Below are 20,623 nucleotides of genomic sequence, written 5' to 3'. Positions count from 1 at the left end.
ATGCCGCGAAGATGACCGCTTTTCAGGCGAAGGGGTTCAGCTCTCCGCCCCAGGCGACGGCCACGCAGCCGCCGCCGGTGTTCACCGCGGCGGTGGCCGACATGATGCTGGTGAGAATCTCGATGCCGTGCGTGCGCGCGGCCTTGGCCAGCTCGTCGTAGCCGGGCAGGGCGGCAACCTGGTCGAGCGGACCGCCGTAGCTGATGCACAGGTGCTGGGTGCCGATGCCGCGCCGGATTTCGCCGGCCACGTGGCGGAACATCTTCTCCACCGCCTGCCTGTAGCCCCGGACCTTGGCCACCGGCTGTGTTTCGCCGCGGTAGCACAGGATGACCGGCTTGATGTCCAGCGCGGAGCCGATCGCATAGGTCAGCAGGCCGATGCTCTTCTCGCCCTTCTTGATGCCCCGGTTGCGGATGTAGTACAGGTCGTTGGGAACCATGTAGCCGACGATGTTCTCGCGCAGTTCGTCCAGGCGCTTGCGGATTTCGTTGGCGCCCACGCCGGAGCGTGCCAGCTTCGCGGCCTCGGCGGCCAGCACGCCGGTGCCGCAGAACATGCTCTTGCTGTCGACCACGCGCAGCGCGAAGGGGCCGCTGACGCCCTGGCGCGCACGCGCGTTCTTGTAATCGTTGAGGATCGCGAACGAGGCCTTGGTGGCATTCTCGAAGATCGCGCTGCGCGTGGAGGTGATCGTCACGCAGAAGACGTAGTCGTACTCCAGCACGATGTCCGCCAGGAATTTCTCGCGAATCTGCTCGGCGGTAAAAGGTACCGTGTGGGCATCCAGTCCCTTGGACGCCAGCTGGTCGGCATAGAAGCGGAGCGTGGCGTCAGGATCGCGCACGTCGTTGAGCACCTCGTCGCCGAGATGGATGGCCACGGGCAGGACGCCGATCTTGTGCTCCTGCAGGAACTCATGCGGCAGATCGCAGGTGGCGTCCGCAACGACTCCGATGCGCATGGCTCCCTCCCTCGGCCCGACGGGGCTATTTCTGGCTGTACTTTCCTATTATGCACAGCCGCGCAGGATCGCGTGGCTTCCGGTTCCGGATTCAGCTGTCGGGATCGGCCAAGCGGTCCTGGATTTCCTTGACCAGGGCCTTGGCGCTGCGCTCGTCGGTATCCAGGACCAGGTCGGCGATTTCCCGGTACAGGGGGTCGCGCTGGCTGAACAGCGTCTCCAGCACCTCGCGGCGGTTGGCGCTGTTCTTCAGCAGGGGGCGGTTGTCGGAGCGGGCGGTGCGGGCCAGCTGCTGGTCCACGCTGGCGTGCAGGTACACGACGAAGCCCCGTCCCGCCAGGCACTGGCGGTTGTCCGGGTCCAGCACGCTGCCGCCGCCTGTGGCCAGGACGATGCCGCTGCGCAGCGTCAGGTCGGCGATCACGGCCTTTTCGCGGCGCCGGAAACCGGGCTCGCCTTCCTTCTCGAAGATGTAGGGAATGTCGACCCCGGTGCGCAGTTCGATCTCGTGGTCGCTGTCGATGAATTCCAGCGCCAGGGTTTCGCCCAGCCGCTTGCCCACGGTGGTCTTGCCGGCGCCCATCGGGCCGACCAGGAAGATGCTCGCTTTCTTGTTCATGCGGCGGGCGGGGCAGGAAGCGTGCCGCGGAAGCGCCGGGGCCGGCTTCAAGCCGGCCCCGGGGATGCCGTCAGTTGACGCGCAAGCCTTCCTGCAGGACCTTCGGCGTGACGAAGATCAGCAGTTCACGCTTGATCGAGCTCTTGGAGTCGTTGCGGAACAGGCGGCCGAGCATCGGCACGTCGCCCAGCAGCGGGACCTTGGTCTGGTCATTGCTGCTTTCCTGGTTGAATACGCCGCCGAGCACCACGGTTTCGCCGCTGCGGACCAGCACCTGGGTGTTGAGGCGGCGGGTATCGATGGCCGGCGCGGTGCCGAGGCCCACGGCCACGTTCTGGCCCTGGCTGTCGTTGGTGATCGCAAGGTCCATGACGACGCGGTCGTCCGGGGTGATCTGCGGCGTCACCAGCAGGGACAGGACGGCCTTCTTGAAGGAGATGGTCGCGGCACCGCTGGAGGCCGATTCCTGGTAGGGAATCTCGCGGCCCTGTTCCACCGAGGCCTGCTTGCCGTTGGCGGTGACGACGCGCGGGGTCGACACCACCTCGCCGCGCCCCTCGGTCTGCAGGGCCGAGAGCTCCAGGTCCACCAGGTAGTCGGCGCCCAGGATCGCCAGGCCAAAGGAGCCGGCCGGATCGGTGACCGGCAGGTTGACGTTGTAGCGGTCATTCTGCGCGCCCAGGGTCACCGGGAAGCCGCCGTTCTGCAGGAAGCTGCCGACCGTGGTATTGGTTGCGGCGTTGGAGCCCGAAGTGGTGACCACGCCGCTATTGCCGTTGCGGGCGACGGTGGACACGCCGAAGCGCACGCCGAGCTGCTTGGAGTAGTCATCGTCGGCGATGACGATGCGCGATTCGATCAGCACCTGGCGCACCGGGATGTCGAGGCGCGAGACCAGGTTGCGGATTTCCTCGATCTTCTCGCGGGTCTCCAGCACGATCAGGGTGTTGGTGCGCTCGTCCACCGACAGGCGGCCGCGCTCGCTCAGCATGGAGGCGTTCTTGTCGCCGGCACGGACCAGGGCCGACATGTCCGTGGCCTTGGCGTAGTTCAGCTGGATGATCTCGGAGCGCAGCGGCGACAGCTCGCTCTTCTGCTTGGCGGATTCCAGCTCCACACGTTCACGGTTGGCCAGTTCCTGCAGCGGCGCCACCAGCATGACATTGCCCTGCTGCCGCAGGCCCAGGCCCTTGGTGCGCAGGATGATGTCCAGGGCCTGGTCCCAGGGCACGTTCTGCAGGCGCATGGCGATGTCGCCCGTGACCGAGTCGCTGACCACCATGTTGGTGCCGGCGACGTCGGCGATGATCTGCAGCAGGGCCCGGACGTCGATGTTCTGGAAGGACAGGCTGATGCGTTCGCCGGTGAACTGCGGCTGCTCCTTTTTCTTCTGCTCGACCTTCTCCGGTGTCAGCGCCTGGATTTCCAGCGTGAACTGGTCGCCTGTCTGGTAGGCGGCCTGCTCGTACTCGAGACCCGCGGCCGGCGTGACGCTGATCACCACGTTGCCGCCTTCGCGGCGGGTGTCGACGAATTTGACCGGAGTTGCGAAATCAAGCACGTCGAGGCGCTTGAGCAGGCGTTCGGCGATGCTGGCATCGCGGAAGGTCGCGATGACCTTTCCGCCTTCCTCGCGCACATCGACCGGTGTGCGGGCATTGGCCAGCTGCACCACGACGCGGCCTTCCCCGCGCTCGCCGCGACGGAAGTCGATGCTGCGCAGCGCGGCGCCGCTGCTCTCGGAGGCTGCGGAAAGCGTAGTGGCCGAGGTCAGCCGGGCGACCGGCGCGCTGGGGGCCGCGCCGCCGCCAGCCGTGGAACTGGCAGCAGACCCTTCCAGCACCACAAGGACCTTGTTGCCCTCCACGCGCAGGTTATAGGGGGTGAGCTGGCCCAGTTCCACGACGACGCGGGTGCGGCCCTTGGCTTCGGCGGCGGCGACGGAGCGGACATTGCCGACGTTGACCTTCTTGTAGCGCTCCGGGAGCGCGACCTGGGTTTCCGGCAGGTCCAGCGACAGCCGGGCCGGCTTGTCGATGGTGAACACCACCGGCTCGGGGGCGGCCGCCGACAGCGTCATCGTCAGCAGGACACGGTCACCGTCTTGGGTCGTGAAGTCGATGGACTGCAGGGCGCGTGCGCCCTGGGCCTGTGCGCCGCCGCCCAGCAGCAGGGCTGCCGACGCGATGGCAGCCCGCAGGGCCGCTTTGGTCATCTCACTGAGCTTGAACATCGCCAGTCACTCCCTATTGCTTTTGTTCCGCCAGCGTCAGGGACGCCGGGCGTTGAATCCATCCGCCGAAACCGTCCGCGACCAGCTCCATCAGGCCGACCTCGGCCTCGGAAATGGAAACGATCTCGCCGTAGTTCTGTCCCATGTGGTTCTTGACCGTGACCCGGTGCACGACGCCGTCCGGTGCCTTGATCAGCGCGAACACCTTGCCCTTGGTGTCGACGGTGCCGACCATGCGCAGGCCGTCCAGCGGGAACTCTTCCAGCGGTTCCTTGTTGCGGTTCAGGTCGGGCTTGATGCCGCTGTTGCTGGCCTGGCGCGAGGGCTGGATCGATGCGAACGGATCGCGCCGGCCGGCGGCGTCGTAGGTGAAGGATTCGTACTGCTTCATCTGCGGGATCGGTTCGATCGGCGCGGGCGGCCGGGCTTTGACTTCGGTGACCCAGGCTTCCAGGTCCTTTTGGCCATTGCCGCAGGCGCTTAGCATCGCGACCGACAGCAGCAAGGCGAGTGTGCGGAGTTTCTTCAGCTGTGCTGGCTTCACGGCTCCGTCTCCCCTACTTGGCCTTAGCCTTGGACTTGGAGCTGGCTTGGTCTTCTTCGACCTCTTCAGCCGCGAGCTCATCTTCATCGAGATAGCGATAGGTCTTGGCCAGAGCCTGCATGCGGAGAGTGCCCTCCGACATCTGCGTCTTTTCGTTCTTGCCCGGAACCGTGATCTCGACCTCTTCGATCGTTACGATGCGGGGCAGGGCTGCGACCGCGCTGACGAAATTGCCCATTTCGTGATAGCTGCCGGTCACAATGATCCGGTTTGGAATTTCCGCATAGAACTCTCGAGGATTGTCCGGCTGCGGTTGGAACAATTCCTCCTCCAGGCTGGACGCCACGCGAGCCTGGGAGATGTCGTTTAACAGATTTGCCACTTCGCTCTTGCTCGGCAACTGCTTGAGCATGGTGCCAAAGCTCCTTTCCATTTCAGCGAGCTGTGCCTTGAAGGCATCCAGCGCCGCGGCCTTGGCCTGGTTCTCCTCAAAGGCCTTGCGCAGCGTCAGTTCCTTGGCCTCCTCCCCCTTGAGCTCGTCATAGACCGGCTTGACCATGAAATAGATGCCAGCTGCGAGGACCAGCAGGCCTGCCAGCACCGAGGCAGCGATGCGAATCCACAGCGGCCAAGCACCGGGGTTGCGGGTATCCAGCGTCTGCAGTTCTGCAACGGCCTGCTGGACGTTCATTGCACAACCTCCTCGCCGCCGGCCTCGGCTGCGGCACTGCTATCGGAGGGAATCTTCAGCGCCTTCACCCGGAGCTGGAAGTCGCCACGCCGCAGCTGTTCCTGCTCACTGGTCTTGATCACCACCAAGCGCGGATCTTGGAACCAAGGCGAGGCTTCGAGGTTCTTCATATAGGTGGAGACACGGCCGTTGGACTCCGCCGTGCCATCAATGGTCACGCCTTCCGGGGTCTGCTTGATCGTGCGCAGGCTCACGCCTTCCGGCAAGGTGCTGACGAGTTCGTCGAAGAAATGCACCGAGGCGGATCGGCTGGCCTGCAGTTCCTCGATTACGCGCATGCGTGCCAGCAGGTTGTCGCGGACCTTCTCGAGCTCCTCGATCTCCTTGATCTTCTGCTCGGTTTCGTCGATCTGCCGCTGCAGGAAATTGTTACGCTCTTGTTGAGACGTTACAGCGCTGCTGACTGTACTCCAGGCCAAACCGACGATAGTGGCGCTGGCCAACATGCCTATGCCGAGCATGCTCAGGAACTGCTGCTTACGCTTCGCACGCCGCTCGGCGCGCCAGTCCAGTAGGTTGATGCGCGTCGTCATTTCGGCACCTCGTCAAACGCGCGGTAGGCCAGGCCACAGGCGATCAGCAGCGAGGCCTCTTCCTTGGCCAGCACGGCGGGCTTGGCCTTGGAGGAGACGCTCATGCCGGCGAAGGGCTTGGCGACCACGGTCGGGATGCGCAGCCGGTCCTGGATCGCGGCGTCGATGCCGGCGATATGGGCCGAGCCGCCCGCCAGGATGATCTGGTCGATCGTGTTGTACTGCGAGGCCGACGAGAAGAAGAACTGCAGTGATCGATCGATCTGCTGCGCCATGTCGCTGATGAAGTGCGTCAGCACCTCGGTCTGGTAATCGTCCGGCAGGTTGCCGAACTTCTTGGCCTTGCCGGCTTCGTCGAGGCTCATGCCGTAGTGGCGCATGATGTCCTCGGTGAGCTGCCGGCCGCCGAAGTTCTGGTCGCGGGTGTAGACGGTCTTGAGGTCGTGCAGGATCAGCACGGAAGTGGTCGTGGCGCCGACGTCCACGATGGCGACGGTGCGGCGCACGCCGCGGTCCGGCATCTGGTGCTGCAGGAACTGGCAGGCGTTCTCGAGCGCATAGCTCTCGATGTCGACGATCTTGGGCTTGAGGCCGGCGATCTCCAGCGCCGCGGCGCGCTGTTCGACCTGCTCCTTGCGGCAGGCCGCGAGCAGCACGTCGACGTTGTCCTTGGCCTTCTCGCTGTCTCCCAGCACCTCGAAGTCGATGCTGACTTCCTCGATGGGGTAGGGGATGTACTGGTCGGCCTCGACCTTGATCTGCTCCTCCATGTCGTCTTCCGACAGGCCCTTGGGGAGCTGGATGACCTTGCTGATGACGGACGCGCCGGCCACGGCCACCGCCGCGTTCTTGGTGCGGGTGCCGGCGCGGCTGAGCGCGCGCATGACGGCTTCGCCGACGACCTTCGGATCAGTGATCTGCTTGTCCGTGACGGCATTGGCCGGCAACGGTTCCACGGCATAGGTCTCGACGTGGAATTTTTCGCCCCTGCGCGACAGCTCAAGCAGCTTCACGGCACTGGAACTGATGTCCAGACCGATGAGCGCCTGATCTCCCCCGCCTAACAGCGATTGCACTATGGACATATCGCCTCACAGACTCGCGTTGACATTCCCCCCACGGGAATCGTGTGGAATTCCCTTGCAGGAATCGTGGTGACTCCTCCCGCATTGAGCCTTACTATAACGCAAACATTCTGCGATGCAACTATAAGTAGTGGCTCCAACTATCTGATAGTGCTTCATAAGCTGGAATGCGTTTCTGTAGGTTTTTGACGCCCCGGAAGGTAAGGATTCAATGAAGTGGAAGCTGTTGCTGTCGGTCCTGGCGGGCTTGCTGGTGGCCGGCGTCCTGGCGCTCTGGGGCGGGTTCCTGATCGCCCGGTCCTATTTCGAACCCGAGTTGCCGTCCGTGCAGAGCCTGCGCGAGCTGCAGCTGGCCCTGCCGCTGCGGATCTACTCGTCCGACGGCAAGCTGCTGGGTGAATTCGGCGCCGAGCGCCGCGCCCTGCTCAAGTACGACCAGTTCCCGCCGCGCGTGGTGCAGGCCTTCCTGGCCGCCGAGGACGACCGCTTCTTCGACCATCCGGGCGTGGACTGGATGGGTCTGGCCCGCGCCGCTTTCAGCCTGGCCGTGACCGGCCAGAAGTCGCAGGGCGGCAGCACCATCACCATGCAGCTGGCCCGCAATGTCTTCCTGTCCAGCGAGCGGACCTACGGCCGCAAGTTCAAGGAAATCCTGCTGGCGCTGAATATCGAGAAGGAGCTGAAGAAGGAGGAAATCCTCGAGCTCTACCTCAACAAGATCTACCTGGGCGAGCGCGCCTATGGCGTCGGCGCGGCGGCCTTGATCTATTTTGGCAAGAACATCAATGACTTGCGGGTTTCGGAGGCGGCGGTCATCGCCGGCTTGCCGAAGGCGCCGTCGCGCGACAATCCGATCGCCAACCCCGAGCGGGCCAAGGAGCGGCGCAACTACGTGCTGCGCCGCATGCACCAGCTGGGCTATATCTCGGCCGAGGAGTTCAAGGCCGCGACCGAGGAGCCCCTGATCGTCAAGCCCTACCGCGCCAAGGCCGAGGTCGATGCCTACTACGTCGCCGAGATGGTGCGCCAGGACATCCTCACCCGCTACGGCGAGGAGGCGGCCTACACCCAGGGCTTCACCGTCACCACCACGGTCGATTCCTACCGCCAGCTGGCGGCCAACGCCGCCCTGCGCAAGGCCCTGGACGACTACAGCGAGCGTCACGGCTGGCGTGGGCCGGAGGCGAAGATCGACCCGGCGCTGCTGGCCCCGGGCCAGGAGCAGAAGCTGATCGACGCCCTCGACGCCCGGCCCCAGGTGTCCGGCCTGTTGCCGGTGGTCGTGCTGTCCTACAACCCCCAGAAACTGTCCCTGCGGGCCCGTGACGGCGACGTGGACCTGGCGCCCGAGCATTTCAAGTGGGCCGGCTTCACGGCCAAGCGGGCACCGGCAGTAGGCGACCTGCTGCGCATCCGCGCCGGCGGCAAGGACGGACGGGAATGGGTGCTGGGGCAGCTGCCGCAGGCCCAGGGCGCCCTGGTGGCGCTGGATCCCCGTGACGGCTCGGTCCAGGCCCTGGTCGGCGGCTACGATTTCTTCCAGGGCAAGTTCAACCGCGTCACGCAGGCCCGGCGCCAGGCCGGGTCGGGATTCAAGCCCTTCCTGTACGCTGCGGCCATGGCACGGGGCTACACGCCGGCCTCGATCTTCCTGGACGCCCCCGTGGTGTTCAGCGTCCGCGGCCAGAAGGACTGGCGCCCGGAGAACTATGGCGGCGATTTCAAGGGGCCGATGACCCTGCGCGAGGCCCTGGTGCAGTCGCGCAACCTGGTGTCGATCCGCGTGCTCGAGGCCATCGGCGTCGACTACGCCCGCGACTACATCGCCCGCTTCGGCCTGCCCAAGGACCACATGCCGCGCAACCTGACGATGTCGCTGGGCACCGGCGACTTCACCCCGCTGGAGATGGCCCGCGGCTTCTCCACGATCGCCAACGGCGGCTTCCTGGTCGAGCCCTACTTCATCGAGAGCATCCGCGACGGCGCGGGCAAGTTGCTGTTCAAGGCCCAGCCGAAGATCGCCTGCTTCGAATGCGAGCAGCTGCCGCCCCCGCCGGAAAGCGCCGAGGACGATCCTTCCGCCAACGAATCCGAGGCCCCGCCGCCCGACATCCCGGAGAACGGCGCGCCGCGCATGATCGACGCGCAGACCATCTGGATGATCACCGACATCCTTCACGACGTGACCGTGCGCGGTACCGCCGCCAAGGTCAACGAACTGGGCCGCAGCGACCTGGCCGGCAAGACCGGCACCACCAACGACGAGACCGACGCCTGGTTCAATGGCTTCCAGAAGACCCTGGTGGCCACCGCCTGGGTCGGCCGCGATCAGCCCGCTCCCCTGGGCAAGGGCGAGGTCGGCGGCCGCGCCGCCCTGCCGATGTGGATGGATTTCATGCGGGCCGCGCTCAAGGACGTGCCGCAGGGCATGCTGCCGCGTCCCGCCGGGCTGGTCAGCGTGCGGATCGATCGCCGCAGTGGCAAGCTGGCGGGCGAGGAGGGGGACGCCGTGTTCGAGGTGGTCCCCCAGGACCGCATCCCCGACGCCGCCGACGCCCCGGCCGCCGAGGAAGAAGGCCGTCCGTCCGCCGGAGGGGTCGAAGAGCTGTTCTAGGCCGTTCGCGGAAAGCCCATCGTCTCCTTTCGAGGCCTCCGAAAGGGCGTGGTACTTCTGCGCCAAGCGCTGTGACTGCCCGCCGAGCGTGGGCCCGAAGGTGACGCCGTGCAATACAGCATCGTGCAGGAAGCCGCGCGCATCATCTGCGAGGAGCAGGTGACCGATTACCGCATGGCCAAGCAGAAGGCGGCCGAGCGCCTTGGCCTGCCGACGCGAACGGGATTGCCGGATAACGCCCAGGTGCAGCAGGCGGTGATCGAGTACCAGCGCCTGTTCGGCGGCGAAGCCTACCGCGAACGCCTGCGCCGCATGCGGCGCACCGCGCTGAGGGTGATGCGCCAGCTCGCCGAGTTTTCGCCGCGCCTGGTCGGCGGCGCCGTCAGCGGCGCCATCACCGATGCCCACCGGCTGCAGCTGCATGCCTTCGCCGACAAGCCGGAGGCCATCGACATCTTCCTGCACGACCGCCGCATCGACTTCGACCAGGACGAGCGCCGCTATCGCTACCCCGACGGCAAGGAGCAGCGCATCCCGCTGGCCTGCTTCGAGGTGGAGGGTGTGGGCGTGGACCTGGCGGTGTTTGCCGAGAACGAGCAGCGCCGCGCGCCGCTGAGCCCGGTGGAGGGGCAGCCGTTCCGCCGCGTGGACCCTGCGCAACTGGAGAAGATCATGGCGACGGAAGGTGACTAGCCGCGCTTTGGCGATGACTAAATGTCATCGCCTGCGGCTGGTCACGGGCGGCCATGGATGGCCGCCCCGTGGGTAGATAGGATGGCTGAGGTCCCGCCATGGATGGCGCCGACAAGTCCAGACTTCGCACCCTAACGAAAAAGCCCTCCGTAAGGAGGGCTTTTTCTTGCACCGCTGCTTCGCTCAGCGCTGCGCGATCGGCGTCACGTTGCGGTCGCCGGCACCGGTGTAGACCTGGCGCGGACGGGCGATACGCATCGTCGGGTCGGCGACCATCTCGATCCAGTGAGCCACCCAGCCGACGGTGCGGGCGATGGCGAACATCGGCGTGAACATGTTCACCGGGATGCCCAGGGCCTTGTAGATGATGCCCGAGTAGAAGTCGACGTTCGGGTACAGCGAGCGGGCCTTGAAGTAGTCGTCCGACAGGGCGATCTCCTCCAGCTTCATCGCCAGCTCCAGCTGCGGATCGCTGTCCTTGCCCAGGTGCTTGAGCACCTTGTGGCACTGCTCGCGGATGATCGTGGCGCGCGGGTCGAAGTTCTTGTAGACGCGGTGGCCGAAGCCCATCAGGCGCACGCCCGAGGTCTTGTCCTTGACCTTGGCCATGAAGGCCGGAACGTTCTTCACGTCGCCGATCTCCTCCAGCATCTTCAGCACGGCCTCGTTGGCGCCGCCGTGCGCCGGGCCCCAGAGGGCGGCGATGCCCGAGGCGATCGCGGCGTAGGGATTGGTGCCGGTGGAGCCGGCCATGCGCACCGTCGAGGTGGAGGCGTTCTGCTCGTGGTCGGCATGCAGGATGAACAGCACGTCGAGCGCCTTGGCGGCGATCGGGTCGACGTGGTACGGCTCGGCCGGCACGGCGAACATCATGTGCAGCAGGTTGCTGCAGTAGTCCAGGTGGTTCTGCGGGTAGACGAACGGCTGGCCGTAGTACTTCTTGTAGGCGGCGGCGGCGATCGTCGGGATCTTGGCGATCATGCGGTGCGCGAAGATCTCGCGGTGCCGCGCATCCTTGTTGTTGGTGGTGTCGTGGTAGAAGGCGGACAGCGAGCCGACGATGCCGGTCAGCATGGCCATCGGGTGGGCGTCGTAGTTGAAGCCGCCGAAGAACCCCTTGAGGTTCTCGTTGATCATGGTGTGCTTGCGGATGTTCATGTCGAACGCCGCGAGCTGGTCCTTGTTCGGCAGTTCGCCGTTGAGGATCAGGTAGGCCACCTCGATGAAGCTGCAGTGCTCGGCCAGCTGGGCCACCGGGTAGCCGCGGTACAGCAGCACGCCCTTGTCGCCGTCGATGTAGGTGATGGCCGACTTGGTCGAGCAGGTGGAGCTGAAGCCGGGGTCGTAGGTGAAGACGTCGAGCTTGTCGTAGACCTTGCCCACGTCGAGGCCGACCGGGCCGAGGGTGCCGCCGATGGCCGGCAGATCGGTCTTCTCACCGGTGGCGTTGTTGACCAGACTGTAGCTGACGTCGCTCATGCTTGCTCCGCAATACTTTTGTGGCGAATCCTGAAGCGAGAACCGTGCCGGCCCGCGCTCCCCCAGACGTTTCCCTGGTGACGAAGTCTTCCTCAGGCCGGATAGTGCGCGGGATAGGGCAGGCGGGCAGCGCCGCTGCTCACCGCCGCGCGCGCCACTGCCGGGGCGACACGGTCGCGCAGGCGGGGGTCGAGCGGCTTGGGGATGATGTAGTCGGGGCCGAAGGATAGCGACTTTTGCCCATAGGCCGCCAGCACTTCCTGCGGAACCGGCTCCCGGGCCAGGGCCGCGATGGCCCGGACCGCGGCGGTTTTCATGGCCGCGTTGATGTAGCGGGCCCGCACGTCCAGGGCGCCCCGGAACAGGAAGGGGAAGCACAGGACGTTGTTGACCTGGTTGGGGTAGTCGCTGCGGCCGGTGGCCATGATCAGGTCCTTGCGGACCGCCAGGGCGTCCTCCGGACGGATCTCCGGGTCCGGGTTGGACAGGGCGAAGATGACGGGCTTTTCCGCCATCAGCATCAGCCATTCCGGCTTCATCAGGCCCGGGCCGGACACGCCGATGAACACGTCGGCACCGGCCAAGGCGCCCGCCAGGCTGCGGCGCTCGGCTGCCGCGGCCGAGGCGAACTCCAGCTTTTCCTTGTTCAGCGAGGAGAAGTCCTCGCGGTCGCGGTGGATCACGCCCTTGCGGTCCACCAGCAGCATGTTCTCGCGGCGCGCTCCCAGGTCCACCGCCAGGCGCATGGAGGCGATGCCGGCCGCGCCGGCACCCAGGCAGACGATGCGGGCGTCCTCGATCTTCTTGCCCACCAGTTCCAGGGCGTTCAGCAGGCCCGCGCAGAGCACGATGGCGGTGCCGTGCTGGTCGTCATGGAACACCGGGATGTCGCAGCGCTCGATCAGCTTTTCCTCGATCTCGAAGCAGCTGGGCGCGGCGATGTCCTCCAGGTTGATGCCGCCGAAGGTCGGGGCGATGCGCGCCACCGTGTCGATGAAGTCCTTCGGCTCCTTCGCATCCACCTCGATGTCGAAGACATCGATGTCGGCGAACTTCTTGAACAGGACCGCCTTGCCCTCCATGACCGGCTTGCCGGCCAGGGCCCCGCAGTCGCCCAGGCCCAGCACGGCGGTGCCGTTGGAGATCACCGCCACCAGGTTGCCCTTGGCGGTGTAGCGGTAGGCGTTCTCGGGATCGGCCTGGATCTCGCGTACCGGCTCGGCGACGCCGGGGGTGTAGGCCAGCGACAGCTGGGCGGCCGTCTCAAAGGGCTTGGTAATGGCGATGCCGAGCTTTCCGGGGCTCGGAAACTCGTGATAGTCCAGAGCGGACTTCTTCAGCTGGTCGTTCATGCGCGCAGTGCCTTCTGCCTGGATACGCGTGGATGGAACGGCGGCTGGAACCTGGCCGGTACAGCGGTACTGCCCGGCAGGGTTCGGCTGCCGTGGTTTGAAGCGGGGGGTACAAACGGCAAGGCCGCCCAGGGGGCGGCCTTGCGTGAAGCTCGGGTGCGGCTTAGGACTTGCGCGCGTAGCGGGCGTTGAACTTGCCCACGCGGCCACCGGTGTCCACCACCTTCTGCTTGCCCGTGTAGTGCGGGTGCGAGGCGCTGGAGGTATCGAGGTTCACCAGGGGGTATTCCTGGCCGTCGAGGGTGATCTTGTCCTTGGTCTTCACGGTCGAACGGATGATGAAGTTCTGGCCGATGGACGAGTCGCGGAACACGACCGGGCGGTATTCGGGGTGGATGCCTTCTTTCATGACAGCAGCTTCCGGCAAAACTAAAAGGGCGCGCAGTGTAATGGTAAGGGCGGGCGGAGGCAAGGTGAGGCGGAGAAGGCGAAGGTCCAGCGGACCTTCGCCCCGTCGAAGCCCGGCCACGAAGGGCCGGGCCGCGGCCGGACCCGGTGATGAACTTCCGCCCTGGATGGCGCCCCGAGGGCCTCGACCGGGCGGCTCAGCCTTCTTCGGCTTCCACCTGCACCTCGAACCCGCCGTCTTCGCCTACCGTCAGCCGGACCGTCATCGGCCGGCAGCAGACAGGGCAGTCCTCGGCGTAAACCGCTGATCCACCGGACAGATCGAGCTCCAGCACGATCTGTTCCCAGCAAGCCGGGCAGGTGACGACGGCTTCTTCGAGCATGGTGTTCTCACAGCCGGCCGTGCGGCCGATTCTGGCTCAGAGGAACAGCTCCAGCAGCCGGTTCAGGTGCCGGTGCCCCAGCGCCGTGGGCCGCAGCAGGGCCGGATCGGCCTCCATCAGGCCCCGGCGACGGGCCTCGGCCAGGGGCAGGTCCAGGGCCGACAGCGGCAGGCCGGTGCGCTGTTCCCAGAGGCTTGCCGCCACGCCGGCGTTCAGGCGCAGCACGTTGAGCATGAATTCCACCGGCATTTCCTGGGCGGAGAGCCGGCGCTGCTCCTGCACGGCGGCCGGGGTCCCGGCGGTCTCCTGGTAGCGCCTCGGATGCTTGTGCCGGGCGCGGCGGACGACGCCGGCCGGGCCGCTGCGCTTGCCATGGGCGCCGGCGCCGATGCCCAGGTAGTCGCCGAACTCCCAGTAGTTCAGGTTGTGCCGGGCGCGGCGGCCGGGGCGGGCATAGGCCGAGACCTCGTATTGCGCGTAGCCGGCGTCGGCCAGGCGCTGCTGGCCGGCGTCGAACATCGCTGCCACGGCATCGTCGTCGGGCAGCGGCGGCGGGCGCGCGGCGAACTCGGTGTTGGGCTCCAGCGTCAGCTGGTACCAGGAGACGTGCTCCGGCTGCAGGGCCAGCACCCCGTCCAGGTCGGCCAGGGCCTCGGTTTGCGTCTGCTGCGGCAGCGCGAACATCAGGTCCAGGTTGATGTTGTCGAAGCCGGCGGCCCGGGCCAGGCGCAGCGCGTCCACGGCCTGCCCGGGATCGTGGATGCGGCCCAGCTTCTTCAGCTGCGCGGCATCCAGGCTCTGCGCGCCGATGGAAAGGCGGTTCACCCCGGCGGCGCGGTAGCCGCGGAAATGCGAGGCGTCGGCGGTGCCGGGGTTGGCCTCCAGCGTGATTTCGATGCCGGGCGCGAAGCTCAGGCGCCTGCCCACCTCTTCCAGCACGCGGCCGATGGCGCGTCCGGAGAACAGGCTGGGAGTGCCGCCGCCCATGAAGATCGAGGCCAGCGGGCGTCGCTCGCCGTCCTGCAACTCATGCTCCAGGTCGCGGACCAGGGCCTCGACGTAGGCGTCCTCGGGCGTCTCGCCGCGCAGGGCGTGGGAGTTGAAGTCGCAATAGGGGCACTTCTGGACGCACCAGGGGAAGTGCAGGTACAGCGCCAGCGGGATCGCCGGGTCTGGACCGGGGACGGGAGCTGCGCCGGGGCCGGCGGCGCCGGGGTTCATGTCTCAGTCACGCAGCATGTCGAGCAGCTCGGCCGCGGCCTGGGCACGGTGCGAGAGGCGGTTCTTCACGGCGGGGTCGAGCTGGGCGGCGCTGCAGTCATGGCCCGGCACCCAGAACAGCGGGTCATAGCCGAAGCCGCCTTCGCCCTGCGGCGTGTGCAGGATGCGGCCGCGCCAGGCGCCCTGGGCGATCAGCGGCGTGGGATCCGCCGCGTGGCGCAGGAACACCATCACGCAGACGAACTGCGCGCCGCGATCCTGCTCGGCCACGCCTTCCAGGGCCCCCATCAGCTTGCGGTTGTTGGCGCGGTCGCCGGCGCCCTTGGCGGCATAGCGCGCGGAATGCACGCCGGGCTGGCCGTCGAGGAAATCGACCTCGATGCCGGAGTCGTCGGCGATCGCGGGCAGGCCCGAGACCTTCGAAGCGTGGCGCGCCTTGATCAGCGCGTTCTCGATGAAGGTCGGCGCGCTTTCCTCCGGCTCCTCGTCGCTGAAGTCGGTGACCAGGCGCAGCTCCCAGCCCAGCGGCGCCAGCAGGGCCTGCATCTCCTTGAGCTTGCCGGCATTGCGGCTGGCGAGGACGACTTCGGTGGGCATGCCGCTACGCCTTCAACGCCTCTCGCTGCAACTCGATCAGCTGGAGGATGCCGGCCGTGGCCAGGTCCAGCAGGGCGTCGAGTTCCTCGCGGCGGAAGGCGTGGCCCTCGGCCGTACCCTGTACCTCGATGAACTGGCCGGCCTCGTTCATGACCACGTTCATGTCGCATTCGCAGCCCGAGTCCTCGGCGTAGTCCAGGTCCAGCACCGGCTGGCCGCCGGAGATGCCCACGGACACCGCGGCCACCTGCCCGAACAGCGGGTTCTTCTTGATCTGGCCCTTCTTCAGCATGGCGTTCACCGCGTCGGCCAGCGCCACGTAGGCGCCGGTGATCGCGGCGGTGCGGGTGCCGCCGTCGGCCTGCAGCACGTCGCAGTCCAGGGTGATCGTGTAGTTGCCCAGCGCTTCCAGGTTGACGCAGGCTCGCAGCGAGCGGCCGATCAGGCGCTGGATTTCCTGGGTGCGGCCGGACTGCTTGCCCTGCGCGGCCTCGCGGCGACCGCGGGTATGGGTGGCACGAGGCAGCATGCCGTATTCGGCCGTGACCCAGCCGCCTTCCTTCTTCCAGGCCGGGCCGCGCTCCTCCACGCTGGCGGTGCAGAGCACGCGGGTGTCGCCGAAGCTGACCAGCACCGAACCTTCGGCGTGGCGGGTGAACTGGCGTTGTATCGAAACCGGACGGAGCTGGTCCGGCGTGCGGCCGGAGACACGGGTGGGCATATGTAAATCTCGCCTAAGGGCCGCGAATTATACGGCGGGCGCGCCGGGCAGCGGCTATGATCGTGTCAGAAACATGACAGACCCCCGAAGGTCTGCAGTATTCCGAGGAGAGATTCATGCGCAAGGGGTTGGTGGGCGGCCTGGTGGCCGCGGTGGTGCTCGTGGGCGGTTGCAGCCGGTCCGATGAAAAGACCGCCACGGAAGGGCCCGGTCCGGGCGGGGTGAAGTACGGCGTCGACATCACCCGCACTTCCCTGGGCATTCCCCACATCAAGGCACAGGACTTTGGCAGCCTGGGCTATGGCTACGGCTATGCCTTCGCGGAAGACAACCTCTGCGTGATGCAGGAGGACTTCGTCACCATCCGCGGCCTGCGGGCGCGCTACTTCGGCCGCGACGGCAGCTATACGATCCAGCCCAACGGCACCACCGCGAACAACGTCGACAGCGACTTCTACTGGCGCAGCAGCGCCACCGACGAAGCCATCGCCCCGGCGCGCGACCACACCCTGCCGGACTACAAGGCCGTCACCAGGGGCTTCGTCGACGGCTACAACCGCTACATCCGCGAGCTGAAGGCCGGCGGCCACGAAGGGCGCCATGCCGCCTGCCGCGGTGCCGACTGGCTTTTCGAGATCGAAGAGAACGACATGTACCGGCGCTACTACCGCCTGGCGCTGATCGCTTCCGGCTCGGTCTGGATCAACGAGATCGCCACCGCACAGCCGCCGCCGCTGTCTCTGCCGGCCGCCAGCGCCGCCGCGGCGCGGGCCCGGCCGGCCGCCGAGCCCACGGCGGAGCAGAAAGCCGCCGCGCTGCGCAGCGATCCGGGCCCGTTCCGCTTCTTCCAGAAGGACCGGAAGTTCGGCAGCAACATGTACGCCCTGGGCAAGGACGCCACCACCGACGGGCGCTCGGTGGTCTACGGCAATCCGCATTTCCCCTGGATCGGCACCGAGCGGCTGTACCTGGCCCATGCCACGATCCCCGGCAAGTTCGACATCATGGGGGCCTCGCTCTACGGGGTGCCGGCGATCCTGATCGGCTTCAACGACCACGTTGCCTGGAGCCACACGGTCTCCACTGCCTACCGCTTCACCTTCTACGAGCTGACGCTGAATCCGCTGAACCCGACGCAGTATCTCTACGACGGTCAGATGCGCGACATGACGGCCGTGCCGCTCACCATCGACGTGAAGAACGGCGACGGCAGCCTCTCGCAGGAAACGCGCACGCTGTACAAGACCCACTACGGCCCGGTGCTGGTGCTGAAGGCCGCCGGCATCCCGATCCTGGGCTGGAACAACCTCAAGGCCTACGCGCTGCGTGACGCCAATGCCGAGAACGACAGCCTGATCAACCAGTTCGCGCGCTGGAACCAGGCGGCGAGCCTGGACGAGTTCATCCGCCTGCACGGCGAGGTGCTGGGCATTCCCTGGGTCAATACCGTGGCCAGCGGCCCCGGCGGCAAGGCCTACTACGGCGACATCAGCGTGGTTCCCAACGTCCCCGACTCCAAGGTCACCACCTGCCAGGCGGTGCCGCTGCACCAGGTGGTGCAGCTGCTGGCGCCGGGCCTGCCGCTGCTGGACGGCTCGCGCTCGGCCTGCGAATGGGACACCGACGAGGATGCGCCGCGGCCGGGCATCTTCGGCCCCTCGAACCTGCCGAAGATCCAGCGCGACGACTGGGTGCACAACTGCAACGACAGCTACTGGCTGACCAACCCGGCCGAGCCGCTGGAGGGCTACGCCGGCATCATCGGCTCGGAACGCAGTGCCCGCTCGCTGCGCACGCGCCTGTGCATCCAGCAGATCACCCGGCGTCTCGGCGGCACCGACGGCCGGCCCGGCAACCGCTTCGACATTCCCACGCTGCAGGACGTGGCGCTGTCCAGCCAGATCCTGTCGGCGCAGATGGAGCGCGATACGGTGGTGGGCACGCTCTGCCGCCTGCCGACCCTGGTGGGCAGTTCCGGCCCGGTGAACGTGGCCGCCGCCTGCGAGGCGCTGCGCAACTGGGACCTGAAGGCCAATCTGGATTCCAGGGGTGCGCATGTCTGGCGCGAGTTCTACCGCCGCGTCGCCGGCCCGCTGCTGCCGCTGCCGATCGGGCCCGAGAACCCGCTGCTGTACCTGACGCCGTTCTCGGCCAGCGACCCGGTCAACACGCCGCGCGGCATCAACGTGCTGCTGCCGACGGTGAGCGTGGCCTTCGCCGACGCGGTAAAGGCCGTTGCCGATGCCGGCTTTGCGCCGGATGCCCCGATGGGCGAGATCCAGCATCCCGGCTTCATCGACAAGGCCATCCCGATCTTCGGCGGCGAGGACTTCGAGGGTGCCTTCACCGTGGTGGTCGCCGGCCCGATCTCCGAAGAGGGCTACAACATCGACTACGGCAACAGCTACATCCAGACCGTGACCTGGGGCGAGGACGGCGTGGAGGCCGAGGGCTTCCTCACCTACTCCGAGTCCACCGATCCGGCCAATCCGCACTTCTCCGACTACACCCGCGAATACTCGGCCAAGCGCTGGCACAAGCTGCCGTTCAGGGCGGAGCAGATCGAGGCGGATGCGATCCGGAAATACCGGTTGAGCGAATAAGCGAAAGCTCCAGGGCCTGCCATCCCTTCCCCCGTCGCAGCGACGGGGAAAGGGATGGCAGGCCCCAGGAGTCCGTTCGTACCGAGACGGTCGAGGTACGGACGGATTCCATCGCCGGCGGTCAACGGGTTCCCGTCCACGGTCCGGCAGGCTCAGCGTGAACGGGAACCCTGCGCGTCCGAGGGGGCCTTGCCCCGCCGCCCCAGCCTGGCGGCAAGCAACACGGCCAGAATCCCCAGATACATCGCCGGCTCCCGCACATCCGACTTCACCAGCCACAGGAAATGCAGGCAGGCCAGGATCGCCGCCGGGTAGACCAGCCGGTGCAGCAGGGTCCAGCGGCGCCTGAGCCGCCGCTGCCAGCCGCGCGTGGAGGTCAGTGCCAGCGGCAGCAGCAGCAGCCAGGCCGAAAAGCCCAGGGTGATGTAGCTGCGCTTCACCAGGTCCTTGGCCAATTGCGCCGTCGACCACTCGAGGTCGAAGGTCAGATAGATCGCGAAGTGCAGGGTGATCCAGGCATAAGCCCAGAGGCCCAGCAAGCGACGGACCTGGATCGCCTCGGAGCGGCCGCTCAGCCGGCGCAGCGGCGTCATCGCCAGCGTGGCCAGCAGCAGGCGCAGCGACCAGAGGCCGGTCTGGTGTTCCAGGAATTCCACCGGGTTGGCGCCCAGGCGGGCCGTGGCCACGCGCCATGCCAGCCACAGCAGCGGGGCTCCGCCCAGCGTCCAGGCGGCCAGCCGCCACCACAGCAGCGGTCGCCGGAATGCCGCCATCAGTAGAGCTTCTTCGGATCCATGCCGGCGTAGAGCGGGGCCACCTCGGGATAGCCGTTGAAGGGCAGGGTCTTGCGCTTGAACAGCTCGCCCAGGCGCCGCTCCGTGGCCTGGCTCCAGCGCGGGTGGTCCACGGCCGGGTCCACGTTGGAGTAGAAGCCGTATTCCTGCGGCGCCATCTGGTTCCAGGTGGTGACGGGCTGCCTCTCGGTGAAGCGGATGCGTACCACCGACTTGATGCTCTTGTAGCCGTACTTCCAGGGAATGGTGAGGCGCAGCGGCGCGCCGTTCTGGTTCGGCAGGACCTTGCCGTACATGCCCACCGAAACGAAGGCCAGCGGGTGCATGGCCTCGTCGATGCGCAGGCCCTCCCTGTAGGGCAGATCCAGGCCGCTCCAGCGCGCCAGCGGCATCTGCTCCTTGTCGTACAGGGTCTCGAAGGCGACGTACTTCGCCTTCGAGGTCGGCTTGAAGCGCTTCAGCAGGTCCGCCAGCGGGAAGCCCAGCCAGGGCACCACGATGCTCCAGGCCTCCACGCAGCGGTGGCGGTAGATGCGCTCCTCCAGGGCGTGCGGCCGGATCAGCGCGTCCAGGTCGATGCGGCCCGGCGCCTCGCATTCGCCGTCCACCGCCACCGACCAGGGGCGGGTGCGCAGGCTGTGCGCGCTGCGCGAGGGGTCGCCCTTGTCGGTGCCGAATTCGTAGTAGTTGTTGTAGGTGCTGGTGGTCTCGAACGGGGTCACCGTCTCGCCGCCGGCCTGCTCGCTGCGGCGGGCGATCTTCAGGCCCGCGGCCGTGTTCGCGGGGGCGGCCGGAGCGGCGGGCGCCGCGGCGTCCCCGCAGCCGGCGGCCAGCAGCGCCGCCGCGCCCAGGCCCATGCGGGCCAGGATCTCGCGGCGCCGGTAGTAGGCCGGTTCCGGCGTGATGTCGCTGGGCGGTACGGCGGACGGCGGCAGGATACGGATCAGCATGGACGCTCCGGGCGGCTTCCTGGATGGCGCCAGTGTGACACCGCCGGATGCCCGCCGTTCGTCGCTGTCATAATGTCCG

General features: G+C 67.0%; 19 protein-coding genes. 3 read left to right on the top strand and 16 right to left on the bottom strand.

The window, feature by feature from the left end; genetic code table 11:
* Positions 1-22: 22 nt before the first annotated feature.
* The 7 genes from C3942_RS04680 to C3942_RS04650 form a co-directional block, all read right to left on the bottom strand.
* On the bottom strand, positions 23-964 hold the full coding sequence (locus C3942_RS04680) for a DegV family protein (RefSeq protein ID WP_104229202.1): 942 nt from the start codon (positions 962-964) through the stop codon (positions 23-25).
* A gap of 91 nt (positions 965-1,055) precedes the next feature.
* A complete protein-coding gene (gene aroK / locus C3942_RS04675; RefSeq protein WP_104229201.1) occupies positions 1,056-1,583 on the bottom strand; it encodes a shikimate kinase AroK in 528 nt (175 codons plus the stop codon).
* A gap of 70 nt (positions 1,584-1,653) precedes the next feature.
* Positions 1,654-3,816 carry a type IV pilus secretin PilQ gene (locus tag C3942_RS04670; protein ID WP_243393517.1) on the bottom strand — a complete coding sequence of 721 codons (2,163 nt, stop codon included), beginning with the start codon at positions 3,814-3,816 and terminating at the stop codon, positions 1,654-1,656.
* A 13-nt stretch (positions 3,817-3,829) separates the two neighbouring features.
* The gene (locus C3942_RS04665; RefSeq protein WP_243393516.1) at positions 3,830-4,360 is read right to left on the bottom strand and encodes a pilus assembly protein PilP; all 531 of its coding nucleotides are present in this window, start codon (positions 4,358-4,360) and stop codon (positions 3,830-3,832) included.
* Between the two features lie 13 nt (positions 4,361-4,373).
* Positions 4,374-5,051 carry a type IV pilus inner membrane component PilO gene (locus tag C3942_RS04660; RefSeq protein ID WP_104229200.1) on the bottom strand — a complete coding sequence of 226 codons (678 nt, stop codon included), beginning with the start codon at positions 5,049-5,051 and terminating at the stop codon, positions 4,374-4,376.
* Complete coding sequence (locus C3942_RS04655) at positions 5,048-5,644, bottom strand: PilN domain-containing protein (RefSeq protein ID WP_104229199.1); 597 nt, start codon at positions 5,642-5,644, stop codon at positions 5,048-5,050. Before C3942_RS04655 ends, C3942_RS04660 begins: the two co-directional genes overlap by 4 nt.
* A complete protein-coding gene (locus C3942_RS04650) occupies positions 5,641-6,729 on the bottom strand; it encodes a pilus assembly protein PilM (protein WP_104229198.1) in 1,089 nt (362 codons plus the stop codon). Before C3942_RS04650 ends, C3942_RS04655 begins: the two co-directional genes overlap by 4 nt.
* Before the next feature lie 211 nt (positions 6,730-6,940).
* On the opposite strand from C3942_RS04650, the gene C3942_RS04645 reads away from it, so the two are divergent.
* Both C3942_RS04645 and C3942_RS04640 read left to right on the top strand, forming a co-directional pair.
* Positions 6,941-9,343, top strand: coding sequence for a penicillin-binding protein 1A (locus C3942_RS04645; RefSeq protein ID WP_104229197.1), 2,403 nt, complete (start codon positions 6,941-6,943; stop codon positions 9,341-9,343).
* A gap of 108 nt (positions 9,344-9,451) precedes the next feature.
* Entirely contained in the window at positions 9,452-10,036 is a 585-nt protein-coding gene (locus C3942_RS04640; protein ID WP_104229196.1) for a hypothetical protein, read from the top strand.
* A gap of 183 nt (positions 10,037-10,219) precedes the next feature.
* Here the strand turns inward: C3942_RS04640 and C3942_RS04635 are convergent, their stop codons facing one another.
* The 7 genes from C3942_RS04635 to rph form a co-directional block, all read right to left on the bottom strand.
* The gene (locus C3942_RS04635) at positions 10,220-11,515 is read right to left on the bottom strand and encodes a citrate synthase (RefSeq protein WP_104229195.1); all 1,296 of its coding nucleotides are present in this window, start codon (positions 11,513-11,515) and stop codon (positions 10,220-10,222) included.
* A 92-nt stretch (positions 11,516-11,607) separates the two neighbouring features.
* A complete protein-coding gene (locus C3942_RS04630) occupies positions 11,608-12,867 on the bottom strand; it encodes a malic enzyme-like NAD(P)-binding protein (RefSeq protein ID WP_104229194.1) in 1,260 nt (419 codons plus the stop codon).
* A 163-nt stretch (positions 12,868-13,030) separates the two neighbouring features.
* On the bottom strand, positions 13,031-13,276 hold the full coding sequence (locus tag C3942_RS04625; RefSeq protein WP_104229193.1) for a type B 50S ribosomal protein L31: 246 nt from the start codon (positions 13,274-13,276) through the stop codon (positions 13,031-13,033).
* A 196-nt stretch (positions 13,277-13,472) separates the two neighbouring features.
* Positions 13,473-13,658 carry a CPXCG motif-containing cysteine-rich protein gene (locus C3942_RS04620; protein WP_104229192.1) on the bottom strand — a complete coding sequence of 62 codons (186 nt, stop codon included), beginning with the start codon at positions 13,656-13,658 and terminating at the stop codon, positions 13,473-13,475.
* A 36-nt stretch (positions 13,659-13,694) separates the two neighbouring features.
* Positions 13,695-14,879 (bottom strand): radical SAM family heme chaperone HemW, encoded by a 1,185-nt coding sequence (gene hemW / locus C3942_RS04615; protein WP_104229191.1) that lies wholly within the window; start codon positions 14,877-14,879, stop codon positions 13,695-13,697.
* Between the two features lie 3 nt (positions 14,880-14,882).
* A complete protein-coding gene (gene rdgB / locus C3942_RS04610; RefSeq protein ID WP_104229190.1) occupies positions 14,883-15,476 on the bottom strand; it encodes an RdgB/HAM1 family non-canonical purine NTP pyrophosphatase in 594 nt (197 codons plus the stop codon).
* 4 nt (positions 15,477-15,480) lie between these two features.
* The gene (gene rph, locus C3942_RS04605) at positions 15,481-16,197 is read right to left on the bottom strand and encodes a ribonuclease PH (protein ID WP_104229189.1); all 717 of its coding nucleotides are present in this window, start codon (positions 16,195-16,197) and stop codon (positions 15,481-15,483) included.
* 116 nt (positions 16,198-16,313) lie between these two features.
* Here rph and C3942_RS04600 point away from each other — a divergent pair, with 116 nt between their 5' ends.
* A complete protein-coding gene (locus C3942_RS04600; RefSeq protein WP_104229188.1) occupies positions 16,314-18,800 on the top strand; it encodes a penicillin acylase family protein in 2,487 nt (828 codons plus the stop codon).
* Positions 18,801-18,952: 152 nt separating this feature from the next.
* Here the strand turns inward: C3942_RS04600 and msrQ are convergent, their stop codons facing one another.
* Complete coding sequence (msrQ, locus tag C3942_RS04595) at positions 18,953-19,573, bottom strand: protein-methionine-sulfoxide reductase heme-binding subunit MsrQ (protein WP_104229187.1); 621 nt, start codon at positions 19,571-19,573, stop codon at positions 18,953-18,955.
* On the bottom strand, positions 19,573-20,544 hold the full coding sequence (gene msrP, locus C3942_RS04590) for a protein-methionine-sulfoxide reductase catalytic subunit MsrP (RefSeq protein WP_104229186.1): 972 nt from the start codon (positions 20,542-20,544) through the stop codon (positions 19,573-19,575). Before msrP ends, msrQ begins: the two co-directional genes overlap by 1 nt.
* Between the last annotated feature and the right edge of the window lie 79 nt (positions 20,545-20,623).

The organism is Solimonas fluminis (assembly GCF_002930645.1).
Classification (GTDB): Bacteria; Pseudomonadota; Gammaproteobacteria; order Nevskiales; family Nevskiaceae; genus Solimonas_A; species Solimonas_A fluminis.
The sequence above is the reverse complement of the archived record's forward strand: the minus strand, read 5'-3'. Positions and strand labels throughout refer to the sequence as shown.

Excerpts from the sequence above, each read along its gene's own strand:
- C3942_RS04680 (WP_104229202.1), bottom strand. The coding sequence starts at position 964 with ATGCGCATCGGAGTCGTTGCGGACGCCACCTGCGATCTGCCGCATGAG.
- aroK (WP_104229201.1), bottom strand. The coding sequence starts at position 1,583 with ATGAACAAGAAAGCGAGCATCTTCCTGGTCGGCCCGATGGGCGCCGGC.
- C3942_RS04670 (WP_243393517.1), bottom strand. The coding sequence starts at position 3,816 with ATGTTCAAGCTCAGTGAGATGACCAAAGCGGCCCTGCGGGCTGCCATC.
- C3942_RS04660 (WP_104229200.1), bottom strand. The coding sequence starts at position 5,051 with ATGAACGTCCAGCAGGCCGTTGCAGAACTGCAGACGCTGGATACCCGC.
- C3942_RS04655 (WP_104229199.1), bottom strand. The coding sequence starts at position 5,644 with ATGACGACGCGCATCAACCTACTGGACTGGCGCGCCGAGCGGCGTGCG.
- C3942_RS04650 (WP_104229198.1), bottom strand. The coding sequence starts at position 6,729 with ATGTCCATAGTGCAATCGCTGTTAGGCGGGGGAGATCAGGCGCTCATC.
- C3942_RS04645 (WP_104229197.1), top strand. The coding sequence starts at position 6,941 with ATGAAGTGGAAGCTGTTGCTGTCGGTCCTGGCGGGCTTGCTGGTGGCC.
- C3942_RS04635 (WP_104229195.1), bottom strand. The coding sequence starts at position 11,515 with ATGAGCGACGTCAGCTACAGTCTGGTCAACAACGCCACCGGTGAGAAG.
- C3942_RS04630 (WP_104229194.1), bottom strand. The coding sequence starts at position 12,867 with ATGAACGACCAGCTGAAGAAGTCCGCTCTGGACTATCACGAGTTTCCG.
- C3942_RS04625 (WP_104229193.1), bottom strand. The coding sequence starts at position 13,276 with ATGAAAGAAGGCATCCACCCCGAATACCGCCCGGTCGTGTTCCGCGAC.
- C3942_RS04620 (WP_104229192.1), bottom strand. The coding sequence starts at position 13,658 with ATGCTCGAAGAAGCCGTCGTCACCTGCCCGGCTTGCTGGGAACAGATC.
- hemW (WP_104229191.1), bottom strand. The coding sequence starts at position 14,879 with ATGAACCCCGGCGCCGCCGGCCCCGGCGCAGCTCCCGTCCCCGGTCCA.
- rdgB (WP_104229190.1), bottom strand. The coding sequence starts at position 15,476 with ATGCCCACCGAAGTCGTCCTCGCCAGCCGCAATGCCGGCAAGCTCAAG.
- rph (WP_104229189.1), bottom strand. The coding sequence starts at position 16,197 with ATGCCCACCCGTGTCTCCGGCCGCACGCCGGACCAGCTCCGTCCGGTT.
- C3942_RS04600 (WP_104229188.1), top strand. The coding sequence starts at position 16,314 with ATGCGCAAGGGGTTGGTGGGCGGCCTGGTGGCCGCGGTGGTGCTCGTG.
- msrQ (WP_104229187.1), bottom strand. The coding sequence starts at position 19,573 with ATGGCGGCATTCCGGCGACCGCTGCTGTGGTGGCGGCTGGCCGCCTGG.
- msrP (WP_104229186.1), bottom strand. The coding sequence starts at position 20,544 with ATGCTGATCCGTATCCTGCCGCCGTCCGCCGTACCGCCCAGCGACATC.